General features: G+C 71.3%; 10 protein-coding genes and 1 pseudogene. All 11 read left to right on the forward strand.

Annotated features, from left to right (window positions below):
- Positions 1-7 precede the first annotated feature (7 nt).
- On the forward strand, positions 8-682 hold the full coding sequence (locus tag H149_RS22400; protein ID WP_020651005.1) for a GntR family transcriptional regulator: 675 nt from the start codon (positions 8-10) through the stop codon (positions 680-682).
- 250 nt (positions 683-932) lie between these two features.
- Positions 933-2495 (forward strand): carboxylesterase/lipase family protein, encoded by a 1563-nt coding sequence (locus H149_RS21515; protein ID WP_083931090.1) that lies wholly within the window; start codon positions 933-935, stop codon positions 2493-2495.
- The gene (locus H149_RS0117155) at positions 2492-3082 is read left to right on the forward strand and encodes a DUF1214 domain-containing protein (protein ID WP_026353265.1); all 591 of its coding nucleotides are present in this window, start codon (positions 2492-2494) and stop codon (positions 3080-3082) included. Before H149_RS21515 ends, H149_RS0117155 begins: the two co-directional genes overlap by 4 nt.
- Positions 3079-3600: a DUF1254 domain-containing protein gene (locus H149_RS0117160; RefSeq protein WP_020651008.1), complete on the forward strand. Its 522-nt coding sequence runs from the start codon at positions 3079-3081 to the stop codon at positions 3598-3600. Before H149_RS0117155 ends, H149_RS0117160 begins: the two co-directional genes overlap by 4 nt.
- A gap of 121 nt (positions 3601-3721) precedes the next feature.
- A complete protein-coding gene (locus H149_RS0117165; RefSeq protein ID WP_020651009.1) occupies positions 3722-6235 on the forward strand; it encodes a TonB-dependent receptor in 2514 nt (837 codons plus the stop codon).
- Between the two features lie 127 nt (positions 6236-6362).
- Positions 6363-8066: an AMP-binding protein gene (locus H149_RS0117170; RefSeq protein WP_020651010.1), complete on the forward strand. Its 1704-nt coding sequence runs from the start codon at positions 6363-6365 to the stop codon at positions 8064-8066.
- A gap of 32 nt (positions 8067-8098) precedes the next feature.
- Positions 8099-10237: a 3-hydroxyacyl-CoA dehydrogenase NAD-binding domain-containing protein gene (locus H149_RS21520; protein WP_051101890.1), complete on the forward strand. Its 2139-nt coding sequence runs from the start codon at positions 8099-8101 to the stop codon at positions 10235-10237.
- Positions 10234-11415 carry an acetyl-CoA C-acyltransferase gene (locus tag H149_RS0117180; protein ID WP_020651012.1) on the forward strand — a complete coding sequence of 394 codons (1182 nt, stop codon included), beginning with the start codon at positions 10234-10236 and terminating at the stop codon, positions 11413-11415. The genes H149_RS21520 and H149_RS0117180 overlap by 4 nt, the downstream gene beginning before the upstream one ends.
- Complete coding sequence (locus tag H149_RS0117185) at positions 11412-13214, forward strand: acyl-CoA dehydrogenase (protein WP_020651013.1); 1803 nt, start codon at positions 11412-11414, stop codon at positions 13212-13214. The genes H149_RS0117180 and H149_RS0117185 overlap by 4 nt, the downstream gene beginning before the upstream one ends.
- An 83-nt stretch (positions 13215-13297) precedes the next feature.
- Complete coding sequence (locus H149_RS0117190) at positions 13298-13924, forward strand: energy transducer TonB (RefSeq protein WP_020651014.1); 627 nt, start codon at positions 13298-13300, stop codon at positions 13922-13924.
- A 46-nt stretch (positions 13925-13970) separates the two neighbouring features.
- Positions 13971-14440: pseudogene (locus H149_RS23855) on the forward strand (MotA/TolQ/ExbB proton channel family protein); the annotation flags it as partial.

The following is a 14440-nucleotide window of genomic DNA, read 5'->3' on the forward strand; positions in this document are numbered from 1 at the left end:
GAGGACGATGTCGACTCCGCTCGAAATGCCGCCGTCGGAACGTATCGCCGCCGAACTCGTGCAGCGCATCAATGACGGTCGTCTGCGGCCCGGCGAGCGCATCGTCGAGCAAGCGCTGGCCGACGAATTCGGTACCAGCCGCGGGCCGGTGCGCGATGCGCTGAAGGTGCTCGCCGCGCGCAACTGGATCGACCTGCTGCCGCGCCACGGCGCGCGCGTCGCGCACCGCGAGCGCGCGCCGGCGCTGGAGACCGCGCTGATCGGCGCGGCGATGCTCGGCCTGGCCTGCCGCTTCGCTGTCACCAAGGCGCGCGATGCCGAGGTGGAAGCGTTCTTCGCGCGCGTGCGCCGCGTCGTGCAGCTCGGCCGCGACGAGGCGGCGAGCGCCGAGGCCTTTGCCGCGGCTGCGCGCGAGGCGGGCTATTACATCATCGCGCTGGCCGATAACCGCTGTATCGACGACATCATCGGCCCGGTGCCGCGCGGCGCACTGTCGGGCTACGCCGCGCCGGCGGTGGCGAGTGCCGAGGCGCGGCTTGAAGCGGCGCAGCGCTGGGAGGCGCTGGCGGTCGCGTTCCGCCTGCGCGATCCGGTGCGCGCCGAAGCGGCCGGCCGCGCCATCGTCGAGGCCGCGCTGCAGCGCATGCTGCTCGCGCAATTGCAGGCCGCCGGCGGCGCCTGACGCAGATTTTGCCGATGGCCCGCCGCGATCCGCTGCGGGGCCGGGCGTCGCCGCCGTCCGCCCCCGGTGTGCGCGCCGCGGACCATTCCTGAAAATTGTGCTCAATAATCAAGACTCCGGTAAGCGCTCTGACCGGACCGTAGGCAATATCAATAAGAAAGTTTGACTTCCGCGCAGTGCACTGCTAAAAATTGTACACAATAAACGCGAAGGCCCATGGAGGCCGGCGCATTTGCAGGAGGAGAACGGCATGCGGCGAACGGCGGTTGGCATCGGCGGATGGATGGTCTGGGCGGCGGCTTGCGCCTGGGCGAGCGTCGCCGGCGCGGCCGAGCCCTCGGTGCGTCTCGACAGCGGCGTCGTGCAGGGCCTCGCCGACGGCGATGTGGCGGTGTTCCGCGGCATTCCGTACGCGCAACCGCCGCTCGGCGCGCTGCGCTGGCAGCCGCCACAGCCGGTCGAAGCGTGGACCGCGCCGCGTGCGGCGCGCGCGTTCGGTCCGGCCTGTCCGCAGCCGCCGCGCGGCAAGGGCGGGCAGCGCGGCGACGGTCTCGGTGGCGAGCCGGAGCGGCAGTCCGAGGACTGCCTCAGCCTCAACGTGTGGAGTCCGTCGCTGGCCGGCAAGGCGCCGGTGATGGTCTGGATCCACGGCGGCGCGCATCGTTACGGCGCCGCCTCGCAGCCGTTCTACGACGGCGCCGCGCTGGCGCGGCAGGGCGTGGTGCTCGTCAGCCTCAACTACCGGCTCGGCCTGTTCGGCTACTTCGCGCATCCGGCGCTGACGGCGGAAGCCGGCGCCGAGCGTGCGTTCGGCAATTACGGCCTGCTCGACCAGCTCGCGGCGCTGCGCTGGGTGCAGCGCAACATCGCGCAATTCGGCGGCGATCCGGCGCGCGTCACGGTGTTCGGCGAATCGGCTGGCGGCGCGAGCATCCTCTATCTGCTGACGACGCCGGCTGCGAATGGTCTGTTCGCGCAGGCGATCGTCGAATCCGGTGGCGGCTGGCAGCGCTCGCTGGCGCTGGCCGACAAGGAAGCCGAAGGCGTGCGCGCCGCGAACGCGGCCGGCCTCGACGGCGCCAAGGCCAGCGCTGCCGCGCTGCGCGCGCTGCCGGTCGAGGCGCTGAACCGGGCGATTTCGGTGGCGCCGGTGCTGAGCTTCGGCCCGTTCGTCGACGGCCGCACGGTGACGGCGTCGCCGGCGCAGCGCTTCGCCGCCGGCCACGCGCTCGACGTGCCCTTGATCATCGGCAGCAACAGCTACGAGGCCTCGCTGCTCGACACGGTCGGCGTGCCGCCGGCGACGCTGCTGCAGCGCCTGTCCGCGGCGGACCTCAAGGCCCTGCGCGCGGTCTATCCGGAACTGGCCGGCGACGACGATGCGCTGGCGCGTGCCTACTTCGCCGACGCCTCCTTCGCGGCGCCGGCGCGCTGGATCGCGGCGCACGCGCATGACGGCGCGCCGTCCTGGCTTTACCGCTTCTCTTACACGCTGCGCCCCGGCGCGCCGGGCGCCAGCCATGGCGCCGAGATTCCGTACGTGTTCAAGACGCTCGGCGTGCTGCCGGCGCTGCGTCTGTTCCTGCGCGACCGCGATCGCGCGATGAGCGACACGATCAGCGCCTGCTGGGTGGCGTTCGCGCGCAGCGGCGTACCAGCCTGCGCCGGCGCGCCGGCCTGGCCGGCCTATCAGCCGAAGACCGATACCTTGCTGGAGTTCGGCGCGCCGAGCGCATTGCGCGAGCGCTTCCGCGCGGCGGCGCTGGACTTCCAGCAACAACGATTCGAACAGGAAACAGGAGGTGCACGATGAGATCTGCGTTTGCGGTATTCGCTGCCGTGCTGGTCGGCATCGCCGCCGGCTTCGGCTCGGCCTGGCTGGTGCTCGACAACGGCCAGCTGCTCAGCCGCACCGAGTACGACTACTGGTTCGGCAACGAGAAGGCCGGCTCGACGGCAGCCGATCCGTACACGCGCGGCATCATCGCCAAGATCGGTCTGCTCGCGCTGAACCGTTCGGAGACGATCTACTTCCACCGCTACAAGGATCAGGACGGCCGTCAGCTGCGCGAAGGCTGCGTCTACGAGATGAGCGGCGGCAACCTGCCGGCGCGCTGGTGGTCGATCACGGCCTACGCCGGCGACGACTTCCTGCCGGTCAACGGCGATGGCGCCTACTCGGTCGACGCCACGCAGCTGCAGCGCGATGCCGACGGCCGCTGGCGCGTGCGCATCGCCGCCGAACGCGGCGACGCGGCCAACTGGATCTCCACGCGGCACGCCGGCTCGTTCAACCTCGCCTTGCGCATGTACAACCCGGATGCGGGTGCGCGCGACGACGTCTCGACGATTCCGTATCCGTCGATCACTCGCCTGAACTGCTCGGAGGGCCACGCATGAAGCGCCTGATCAAGTACGCGGTCCTCGCGTTTGTCGTCGCCGTGGTGACGCACCTGGCGACGGTGCTGGCCGCACCCTATGTGCTGATGGACGTGGCGATGGCGCGCGTCAGCAAGGCCGACGGCATCAACCACTGGACACATCCGCCGCGCACCACCGAGACCTCGCGCAAGGTCGTGCGGCCGTCGCCGGACCTGGCCTACTCGGCCTGCGTCTACGACCTCGACGGCGGCCCGGTCCATGTCACCGCTTCGGCCTGGGACGACTACATGTCGGTGTCGGTGTTCGCGCACAACAGCGACAACATCTTCGTCATCAACGACCGTCAGGCACCGCAGGGCGTCGACATGATCATCGTGCGCAAGGGCGAGCCGCATCCGCCCGGCGCGGCGCTGGTCGTCGAATCGCCGAGCCGACGAGGCATCGTCCTGCAGCGCCGCGTGGCGCCGACCCAGGAACGCTGGGAGGCGGCCAATGCCGCGCGCCGGCACGACATCTGTGAACAGCTGAAATCCTGAGCGCGGCCGTTCGCTCCCCGGTGCCGCCATGGGTGGCGCCGCGGGCGGGCTGCGGCCCGCGGCGGCCCGACGCACGCACATCACCCCGTTGCACAAGACAAGAATCATTCGAGGAGAACACATGAAAACCTGGCTGCGAATCGGAGGCGGCGCGATGGCCGGCCTGCTGTGCAGTTTCTCGGCACTGGCGCAGGAGGCCGATCCGGCTGCCGCGCCTGGCGCTGCTGCGGACCAGCCGCCGCCGGCGGCGCCGGCAACGGTGGCGAGCGCCGGCGACGACGACGCGAACAGCATGGCCGAGGTCATCGTCACCGCGCGCAAGCGCGAGGAGCGCCTGCGCGACGTGCCGCTGGCGGCGAGCGCGATCACCGAGGCGATGCGCGAGTCGCTGGCGCTCGACAACATGGACGACTACCTGCGCCAGGTGCCCGGTACGACGCTGGTGACGTCCGGCCCCGAATATCTCAATGACGTCTCGATCCGCGGCCAGGGCAGCGGCCGCCTCGGGTTCTCCGAGACCGCGACCGGCATCTACCGCGACGGCATGTACGCCGCCGGTGGCGGTTACGGCGGTCGCTCGCTGAGCCGCATGGACCTGTTCGATCTCGATCGCATGGAAGTGCTGCGCGGTCCGCAGGGCGCGCTGTTCGGCCGCAACTCGGTCGGCGGCGCGATCAACGTCGTCTCCAAGCGGCCGGAAGCCGAATCCGGCGGCCAGCTCACCGTGCGCGCCGCCAGCCGCGAGCGCCGCGACGTCGAGGCGGTGGTCAACGCGCCGCTAAGCGACAGTGTCGGCCTGCGCGTCGGCGCCCTCGTCAACGATCAGAACGACGGCTACGTCATCAACGACAGCACCGGCCACGCCATCGACGACCAGCGCTACACCGGCCTGCGCACGCAGCTCGACTACACGCCGGTCGAGGCGCTGCGCCTCGGCGCCATGTACGAGTACTACAAGTCGGACGGCCCGGCGTTCTCCAATCTCGGCCAGCGGCCGCTGCGCGTCGACGGCACGCCGCTCGACACCGACCGCGATCACCGCGCCGAACTGAGCCGCGAAGGCCGCACGAAGGTCGATCAGAACTACGGCCTGCTCAGTGCCGACTACTCGCTGCCGTGGGCGGCGCTGGCGGTCAAGCTCAGCCATGCGGTCCGCGACGGCGGCCGCCACAACGAGGACAACGCCCACTATGCCGGCCAGTCCGGCATCGACGTGACGCCGGGCGCCGACACCACCGGGCCTGACTACACGGTCGCCCAGGACGAGACCTATCGCCGCACCGGCCTGCAGGCCTTCCTGTCGTCGACCGGCGACGGGCCGTGGAGCTGGCTCGGCGGCATCGAGGGCCTGTGGTCGCGCAGCGACGTGGCCAACGGCCCGAACCTGTGCCCGGACTACACCGGCACCGCGCACGCGGCGACGCCGGGCTGCTATCCGGGCCTCGCCGGCACGCTGAGCGCGACCGGCGCGCAGGTGCGTTCGGCGGTACGCCTCGGCCTCAACCATGACGACTTCGCCGAGGACCTCAACTCGTACTCGCTGTACGGCTCGCTCGACCGCAAGCTGACCGAAAAGCTCAAGCTCGGCCTCGAACTGCGCGTGCAGCGCGACAGCAAGGAATTCAACTTCGCTCGTTACGCCGACGATCCGCTGGTCTACTTCGGCGGCGGCACACCGCCGGCCGGCATGATGGCGCCGATCAGCATCGATCCGGACGGCGCCGCCGGTCCGCGCACCGCCGCACCGGTGCAGTTCTGCCCGCCGTCGATCGATCCCGCGCAGTGCCCGGCCGGCTACGAGACCGTGCACCTGAAGCAGTCGCGCGACTGGACCTTCTGGACCCCGGCGGCGACGCTCCACTACAGCTTCACGCCGAAGCAGGCGGTCTATGTGCGCTTCGCGACCGGCTACCGTCCGGGCGGCTTCAACACGCAGCCGCCGCCGACCACGGTGCGCGACGATCTGCAGGCGATGCTGGTCTACAAGCCGGAGAAGGCGAACTCCTACGAGCTCGGCTGGAAGGGCAGCCTGTTCGGCGGCATCGAGGGCGAGGCGGCGGTGTTCTACACCGACACGCGCGACGTGCAGGTGGTCACCGTGCCGTCGACCACGTCGCGCAGCTTCGTGCTGCAGACCGCCGGCGACGCCTACGTTTACGGTGCCGAACTCGAGCTGCGCAAGAACCTGCGCCTCGGCCCCGGCCGCCTGATGAGCTCGCTGGCGGTGTCGACGCAGGATGGCGAGTTCCGCGACGGCGCCACGGCGCTGCTCGACACCAACGGCGACGGCACGCCTGACCAGGCCGATCTCGGCGGCAAGCAGGTGCCGCGTCTGCGCGATTACCAGCTGACCGTCAATCTCGCCTACACGGCGCCGCTCAGCGAGCGTCTGACCGGCATCGCCGGACTCAGCTTCCAGGCCGCCAACGGCGGTTATGAGACGCCCGAGAACACCGCCCGCTACGAAGGCTACACGCTGCTCGACGCCCGCCTCGGCGTGCAGGGCGAGCGCTGGAAGCTGTCGGCCTTCGGCCGCAACCTCGGCAACCAGCGCTACGTGCTCGACATCGTCGGCGCCGACTACTTCTGGAACGAACCGCGCAGCTTCGGCGTGGAGCTGACCGTGAACTACTGACCGTGACGCCCGCCGCCGGCACCCGATGCCGGCGGCGGCTCTCCTCTCGCCCTGTCCTTTTCTGCGTGCGCCGCCGGCGCGCGAAGGAGTCGTCTTGCCCACGCTCGCCTGTCCCGGAAAACCGATCATGCTGCCGCCGCGCGCCGAGCTGCGCGCCGACGGCGAGGCGATCCTGCGCCTGCGCCATCCCGAGCCGCTGCAGGCCGCCGACGACAATCTGGTGGCGCTGCTCGAACGCTGCTGCGCGCGTTACGCGGCGCGCCGCTTCCTGTCCGAGCGCGACGGCGAGGGCTGGCGCAGCCTCAGCTTCGCGGCCTTCGCGACCGCGGTCGAGCAGGCGGCGGCGGTGCTCGCCGCCGAGGGCATCGCTGCCGGCCGCCGCGTCGGCATTCTCGCGCCGAACGGCATCGCCCACGCCGTCGCCAGCTTCGCCGTGCTGGCGCTCGGCGCGGTCGCCGTGCCGCTGTCGCCGGCCTATCTCGCGCATCCGCGCGGCGCGGCGCTGCTCGGCCAGCTGGCACGCAGCGCCGGCGTCGAGGTTCTGCTCCACGACGAGACGCTGCCGGCCTGGGACGAGGCGCCGCGCCGCGTCGGGCTCGGCGCGCTGATGCGCCGGCTCGGCGGCAGCGACGCGGTACCGACGCTGCGCGAGCGCGCCGCGGCGATCGCATCGCGGCAGGCGGCGAAGATCTTCTTCACGTCCGGCTCGACCGGCACGCCGAAGGCCGTGGTCAATACGCACGGCGCGCTCGCGGCGGCGGCGGCGATGCTCGATCAGGTCGGGCCGCGGCTGCCCGACGACGAGTCGCCGGTGGTGCTCGACTGGCTGCCGTGGACGCACGCTTTCGGCGGCAACGCCAATCTGCACTGGGCGCTGCTGCGCGGCGCCAGCTTTCACATTGACGCCGGCGCGCCGGTCGCCGGCCGCTTCGAGCAGACGCTGCGCAATCTCGCCGACGTCTGCCCGACCAGCTTCACGACGGTGCCGACCGGCTACCCGCTGCTGCTCGACGCGCTCGAACGCGACGCGGCGCTGGCGGCGCGCTTCTTCAGCCGCCTGCGCGTCTGCAGTTTCGGCGGCGCGGCGCTGAGCGCGGCGGTGATCGAGCGCTTCCAGGCGCTGTCGCTGCGCGTGCGCGGCACGCGCATGCCGTTTGGCGGCGGCTACGGCATGACCGAGACCTGCGGCGTGATCGCGCTGGTCTGGTGGGATACCGAGCGCGGCGATCTGCTCGGCCTGCCGCTGCCCGGCATCGAACTCAAGCTGGTGCGCGGCGACGGCGGCCGCTGGGAGTGCCGCGTGCGCGGCGCCAATGTGTTCGACGGCTATCTCGGCGGCGGCGACGACGCGGCGTTCGACGACGAAGGCTTCTTCGTCACCGGCGACGCCGTCGAGCTCGCCGACCGCGAATGCCCCGAGCAGGGCCTGATCTACGCCGGCCGCCTGCGCGAGGACTTCAAGCTCGCCAACGGCAGCTGGGTGCGCGTCGGACCGCTGCGCGCGGCGCTGCTCGATCACCTGCGGCCGCTGGCCGCCGATCTGGTCGTGCTCGGCGAGAACCGCGACGAGCCGGCGGCGCTGGTCTGGCTCGCCGAACCGGACGCCGCGCGCGAGGCCGCGCAGGCGCAGCTGCTCGCCGCCTGCCGCGACTTCAACCGTGCCCGCCGCGGCGCGACCGAGCGCATCGGTCGCGTGCTGGTCGCCGTGCGGCCACCGGACGCGGCGGCCGGCGAGCTCACCGCCAAGGGCACGCTCAACGCGCGCCGCATCGCCGAGCAGCGCGGCGACGAGCTCGTGCGGCTCTACACCGATCCCGCCTTCCGCGTCTGAGGACGCCCCTTCCACGACGGACTTTTTCTCTCATGTCACACCTCGCTTCCGCTGCACCCGTGTCGTATCGCCGGCGCGGCGATCTCGGCTTCATCGATATCGACAGCCCGCCGGTCAACGCCCTGTCGGCGGCCGTGCGCGCGGGCCTTGCCGCGGCGCTCGATGCCGCCGAGGCCGACCCCGGCGTGCGCGCGCTGCTGCTGCGCTGCCGCGGCCGCACCTTCCTCGCCGGCGCCGACATCGCCGAATTCGGCGGCGAGATTCCCGGCCCGCAGCTGCCGGGTCTGGTCGACCGCATCGAGGCGTTTCCGCGGCCGGTGATCGCCGCACTGCACGGCACCGCCCTCGGCGGCGGCCTCGAGGTGGCGATGGGCTGCCACTACCGCATCGCCGCGCCGGGCACCAAGCTCGGCCTGCCCGAGGTGCGCCTCGGCCTGATTCCGGGCGCCGGCGGCACGCAGCGCCTGCCGCGCCTGGTCGGCCTCGGCGTGGCGATGGACATGATCGGCTCGGGCCGGCCGGTCGACGCGGCGCGCGCGCTGGCGATCGGCCTCGTCGACCGCATCGCCGACGGCGAGCTCGATGCCGCGGCGCTGGCCTACGCCGAAGAACTGGTGGCGGCCGGCGCGCCGCCGCGGCGCACCGGCGAGCGCAGCGTCGACATGGGCGGCTTCGGCGCCGCCGATTTCGAACGTGGCCGCGCCGAGGCGCGGCGCAGCGCGCGCGGCCAGCTGGCGCCGATCGCCTGCATCGATGCGCTGCAGGCGGCGTGCACGCTGCCGCTTGCCGACGGCCTGCGTCGCGAGAACGCGCTGTTCATCGACTGTTACCGCTCGCCGCAGGCGCAGGCGCTGTGGCACGTATTCTTCGCCGAGCGCGCCGCCGGCGTGGTGCCGGGCATCGACGCGGCGACGCCGGAGCTGCCGATCGCGCGCGCCGCGGTGATCGGCGCCGGCACGATGGGCGCCGGCATCGCCGTCTGCCTCGCCGACGCCGGCCTGCCGGTGCGCCTGCTCGACGGCTCGCCGCAGGCGCTGGCGCGCGGCCTGAAGACGATCGAATCGGTCTACCGCGGCGCGCTCGCCAAGGGCCGCATCGACGAGGCGACGCTGCAGCGCCGTCTGGCGCAGATCCAGCCGACCGAGCGCTACGAGGATCTCGCCGACGCCGATCTGGTCGTCGAGGCGGTGTTCGAGTCGATGGACGTCAAGCGGCGCGTGTTCGCCGAACTCGACCGCGTCTGCCGCCAGGACGCGATCCTGGCGACCAATACCTCGACGCTCGACGTCGATGTGCTGGCCGCTTCGACGATCAATCCGCTGCGCGTGCTCGGTCTGCATTTCTTCAGTCCGGCGAACGTCATGCGCCTGCTCGAGATCGTGCGTGGCGCGGCGACCGCGCCGGCGGTGCTGAAGACGGCGCTGAAGCTGTCGAAGCGGCTCGGCAAGCTTGGCATCGTCTCCGGCGTCTGCTACGGCTTCATCGGCAACCGCATGGTCGACGGCTATCTGCGCGAGGCCGGCGCGCTGCTGCTCGAAGGCGCGACGCCGGAGGCGGTGGACCGCGCGCTGACCGATTTCGGTCTGGCGATGGGCCCGTTCGCGATGCAGGACCTCGCCGGTCTCGACGTCGGCTGGCGCGTGCGCCAGGAATATCCGCCGGCGCCCGGACTCGAAGCCAGCTACGTGATTGCCGACCGCCTTTACGCGCTCGGCCGCTACGGCCAGAAGAGCGGCGCCGGCTACTACCGCTACGGCGAGGACCGCCGCCGTCCGCAGCCCGATGCGGAGGTCGAGGCGCTGATCGCGGAAGAGGCGCAGCGGCTCGGCATCGCGCGCCGCGCCTTGAGTGCCGACGAGATCGTCGAGCGCCTGGTGCTGCCGCTGATCAACGAGGGCGCACGCATCCTCGAAGAAGGCATCGCGCTGCGTTCGAGCGACATCGACTTGGTCTGGATCAACGGCTACGGCTTCCCGGCCTGGCGCGGCGGTCCGATGCTCCACGCCGATCGCCTCGGCCTGCCGCAGGTCGTCGAGCGGCTCGATCACTACGCCGGGCGCTTCGGTCCGCAGTGGACGCCGGCGCCACTGCTGCGCGCGCTGGCGGCGGCCGGCCGCAGGCTCGATTCCTACACCCCGTCCCCCCGTTCTTCGCAGAAGGATCATTCATGAAGGAAGCAGTCATCGTGTCGACGGCGCGCACGCCGATCGGCCGCGCCTATCGCGGCGCCTACAACGACACCCAGGGCACGGCGCTCGCCGCGCACGCCATCCGCCACGCCGTCGCGCGCGCCGCGCTGGCGCCGGACGAGGTCGAGGACGTGATGCTCGGCTGCGCGCTGCAGCAGGGCGCGACCGGTTTCAACGTCGCGCGTCAGGCGGCGCTGCGCGCCGGGCTCGGCGTCGGCTGCGCCGGCACCACGCTCGACCGCCAGTGCGGCTCCGGCCTCCAGGCCATCGCGCTCGCCGCGCAGCGCATCATCGTCGACGGCGTGCCGGTCTGCGTCGCCGGCGGCGTCGAGTCGATCAGCCTCGTGCAGAACGAGCACCAGAACCACTACCGCGAGCACGACGAGGAGCTGGCGCGCGATTTCCCCGGCCTGTATCTGCCGATGCTCGACACCGCCGAGGTGGTCGCGCGCCGCTACGGCATCGACCGCGAGACGCAGGACGCCTACGCGCTGCAGAGTCAGCGCCGTACCGCCGAAGCGCAGGCGCAGGGCCGCTTCGACGCCGAGATCGTGCCGCTCGAAACGCGCACGCTGGTCAAGGGCGCCGACGGCGCGCCGCAAGCGCGCACGACCTGTCTCACGCGCGACGAAGGCAATCGTCCGGAGACGACGGCGCAGGGTCTGGCCGCGCTCAAGCCGGTGCGCGAGGGCGGCAGCGTCACCGCTGGCAACGCCAGCCAGCTGTCCGACGGCGCCAGCGCCTGCGTGCTGATGGAGCGCGCCGACGCCGAACGCCGCGGCCTGACGCCGCTCGGCGTCTTCCGCGGCCTGGCGGTCGCCGGCTGCGAGCCGGACGAGATGGGCATCGGCCCGGTCTACGCGATCCCGCGCCTGCTGCAGCGTCACGGGCTGAAGGTCGAGGACATCGGCCTGTGGGAGATCAACGAGGCCTTCGCCGTGCAGGTCGTCTACTGCCGCGACCGTCTCGGCATTGCCGACGAGCGCCTCAACGTCAGCGGCGGCGCGATCGCGATCGGCCATCCGTACGGCATGAGCGGCGCGCGCATGACGGGTCATGCGCTGATCGAGGGCCGCCGGCGTGGCGTGCGCTACGTCGTCGTCAGCATGTGCATCGGTGGCGGCATGGGTGCCGCCGGACTCTTCGAGGTGATGAAATGACGCAGGAAAAAAGCCCGGGCGAGCTGCTGATCGATCGCCGCGATCTCGACTTCCAGCTGTACCAGATGCTCGGCCTGGAGGCGCTGCTGCAGTCGCCGCGCTACGCCGGCGTCGGCCGCGATACGGTCGACAGCATCATCGACACCGCCTATCGCCTGGCGCAGGACAAGTTCGCGCCGAGCGCCGGCAAGCTCGACGCCAACGAGCCGCACTTCGACGGCGAGCGCGTGCACGTGATTCCCGAAGTCGCCGAGGCGCTGCGCGCCTACATCGACGCCGGCTTCATGAGCCTGAGCTTCGATCACGAGGATGGCGGCCTGCAGCTGCCGTTCACGATCGCGACCGCGGTCAGCATGGTGTTCTGCGCCGCCAACCAGGCCATCAACGGCTATCCGTTCCTGACCATCGCCGCGGCGCATCTGCTGGCCACGCACGGCAGCGCCGAGCAGAAGCGGCGCTTCATGCAGCCGATGGTCGAAGGCCGCTACTTCGGCACGATGTGCCTGTCCGAGCCGCACGCCGGTTCGTCGCTCGCCGACATCCGCACGCGTGCGGTGCCGGCTGCCGACGGCAGCTACCGCATCAAGGGCACCAAGATGTGGATCTCCGGCGGCGATCACGAGCTGTCGGACAACATCGTGCATCTGGTCCTCGCCAAGATTCCCGGCGGCCCGGCCGGCGTGAAGGGCATTTCGCTGTTCATCGTGCCCAAGCACCGCATCGAGGCCGACGGCACGCGCGGCGCGCGCAACGACGTGCGTCTGGTCGGCCTCAATCACAAGATGGGCCAGCGCGGCCTGACCAACTGCCTGCTCAATTTCGGCGAGCACGACGACTGCGTCGGCTACCTCGTCGGCGAGCCGCACACCGGCCTGGCGCTGATGTTCCACATGATGAACGAGGCGCGCATCGGCGTCGGTTCCGGCGCCACCAGCGCCGGCTACACCGGCTACCTGAATGCGTTGCAATACGCGCGCAACCGCCCGCAGGGCCGGCGTCCGGATTGCCGTGATCCGTCGACGCCGCCGGTGCCGATCATCGAGCACGCCGACGTGCGCCGCATGCTGCTGCAGCAGAAGGCCTACGTCGAAGGCTGCCTGACGCTGTCGCTCGAATGCGCGATGCTGGTCGACCGCCAGCGCGTCGAGGAAGACCCGCGCGTGCGTCGCGAGATCGACCTGCTGCTGGAGATGCTGACGCCGATCGCCAAGACCTTTCCGTCGGAATACTGCCTGGAGGCCAACAAGCTGGCGATCCAGGTGCTGGGCGGCGCCGGCTACACGCGCGACTTCCCGGTCGAGCGCCTCTATCGCGACAACCGCCTCAACCCGATCCACGAAGGCACGACCGGCATCCAGGGCCTCGATCTGCTCGGCCGCAAGGTACGCATGCACGACGGCGAGGGCCTGCGCCTGCTGCTGTCGCGGATCGAAGCGGCGATCGCCGAGGCCGCGGCGGTGCCGCGCCTGCGCGAGGAAGCCGAGGCGCTGACGCGCGCGCTCGACGCGTTCCGGCGCACGACCGGCGAGCTCACCGCGGCGCTCGCCGCAGGGCGCGTGTTGCCGGCGCTGGCCAACGCCACGCTCTACCTCGATGCGATGGGCCTGCTCGTGCTCGGCTGGATCTGGCTGCGCCAGGCGCTGGTCGCCGCGGCGCTGCCGGAGTCGGCTTTCACGCGCGGCAAGCTGCGTGCCTGCCGCTACTTCTTCCGCTACGACGTGCCGCGCATCGCACCGCTGTGCGCGATGCTGTCCTCGTTCGACGACACCTGCCTGAATGCAGCCGACGACGAGTTCTGAGCCTGCGGCCGCAGGCCGGGAACGCCACGCCGCCGACGCGGCGTTCCCGGCGCGGCGCCTGAGGTCACCGCGGAGGGACGCGCATGGAATTCGGTAACACGCAGGGCGCCGGCAATCGTCGCCTGATCGGCATCGGCGGCGTGGTGGTGTTTCACGCGCTGCTGATCTGGGCCTTGGTGTCGGGACTGGCGCGCAAGGCGATCGAGATTCTGCCGGCGCCGATCGAGACCAGGATCATCGAGGAAGTGCGGCCGCCGGAGGACATCCCGCCGCCGCCGCCGCCGCCGACGCTGGACATTCCGCCGCCGCCGTTCGTGCCGCCGCCGGAAGTGAACATCGCGACGCCGCCGCCGCGCACCAACACCATCGTCGCGCAGAGCACCGTGCCGACACCGCCGCCGGCGCCGGCGCCGGTGGTCAAGGCGCCGCCGTCGGTGGCGCTGAAGATCGACAGCCGGCGCTGCCGCCTGCCGGAGTATCCGGCGGTGTCGCAGCGTCTGGGCGAAGCCGGCTCGGTGGTGCTGCAGCTGCTGGTCGGCACCAACGGTCGCGTCACGGACAGCAAGATCGTGACCACGAGCGGCTACCCGCGGCTCGACGAAGCGGCGCGCAAGGCGCTGAGCCTGTGCAAGTTCGATCCGGCGGTGGTGGAGGGTGTACCGACCGCGGCGTGGGGCACGCTGAAGTACACGTTCAAGCCCGAGCAGTAAGCGGCCGCGCGTTCGGCCAAGAAAGAATCCGATCTGGAGATATCAGATGTACAAGGCGTTCAAGACCATTCTCGCCGTTCCCGCGCTCTGTGCGCTGCTGATGGCGATGCCCTCGCTGCCGCTGCCTGCTGCCGCCAACGAGGCCGCCGTTTTCGCGTTCAAGAATCTGGCGCCGGTTGCGCCGGCGGCAGCGGCGGAGCCGGAGACGCCGGCGGCCGAACCGGCCCCGGCGGTCGAAGCGCCGGCCGACGCGGCACCGGCGGCGGAAGCCGCCCCGGCCGAGGGCCCGGCGCTGGCCGAAGCGGCGCACAGCGAAGAAGTCGAAAACCCGTACGGCCTGTCGGCGCTGTGGGCGCAGGGCGACTTCGTGGCCAAGGGCGTGCTGATCATCATGCTGATCATGTCGGCGTCGACCTGGTACATCATGATCATGAAGCTGATCGAACAGCAGAAGCTGTACGGTCAGGCCAAGGACGCCAACGCCAAGTTCTGGACCAGCAAGAACATCAAGGACGG

The organism is Solimonas variicoloris DSM 15731, from assembly GCF_000382285.1.
GTDB classification, from domain to species: domain Bacteria; phylum Pseudomonadota; class Gammaproteobacteria; order Nevskiales; family Nevskiaceae; genus Solimonas; species Solimonas variicoloris.

What these genes read in the sequence shown, in the direction of transcription:
- H149_RS22400 (WP_020651005.1), top strand. Translation starts at nt 8, where the DNA reads ATGTCGACTCCGCTCGAAATGCCGCCGTCGGAACGTATCGCCGCCGAA.
- H149_RS21515 (WP_083931090.1), top strand. Translation starts at nt 933, where the DNA reads ATGCGGCGAACGGCGGTTGGCATCGGCGGATGGATGGTCTGGGCGGCG.
- H149_RS0117155 (WP_026353265.1), top strand. Translation starts at nt 2,492, where the DNA reads ATGAGATCTGCGTTTGCGGTATTCGCTGCCGTGCTGGTCGGCATCGCC.
- H149_RS0117160 (WP_020651008.1), top strand. Translation starts at nt 3,079, where the DNA reads ATGAAGCGCCTGATCAAGTACGCGGTCCTCGCGTTTGTCGTCGCCGTG.
- H149_RS0117165 (WP_020651009.1), top strand. Translation starts at nt 3,722, where the DNA reads ATGAAAACCTGGCTGCGAATCGGAGGCGGCGCGATGGCCGGCCTGCTG.
- H149_RS0117170 (WP_020651010.1), top strand. Translation starts at nt 6,363, where the DNA reads ATGCTGCCGCCGCGCGCCGAGCTGCGCGCCGACGGCGAGGCGATCCTG.
- H149_RS21520 (WP_051101890.1), top strand. Translation starts at nt 8,099, where the DNA reads ATGTCACACCTCGCTTCCGCTGCACCCGTGTCGTATCGCCGGCGCGGC.
- H149_RS0117180 (WP_020651012.1), top strand. Translation starts at nt 10,234, where the DNA reads ATGAAGGAAGCAGTCATCGTGTCGACGGCGCGCACGCCGATCGGCCGC.
- H149_RS0117185 (WP_020651013.1), top strand. Translation starts at nt 11,412, where the DNA reads ATGACGCAGGAAAAAAGCCCGGGCGAGCTGCTGATCGATCGCCGCGAT.
- H149_RS0117190 (WP_020651014.1), top strand. Translation starts at nt 13,298, where the DNA reads ATGGAATTCGGTAACACGCAGGGCGCCGGCAATCGTCGCCTGATCGGC.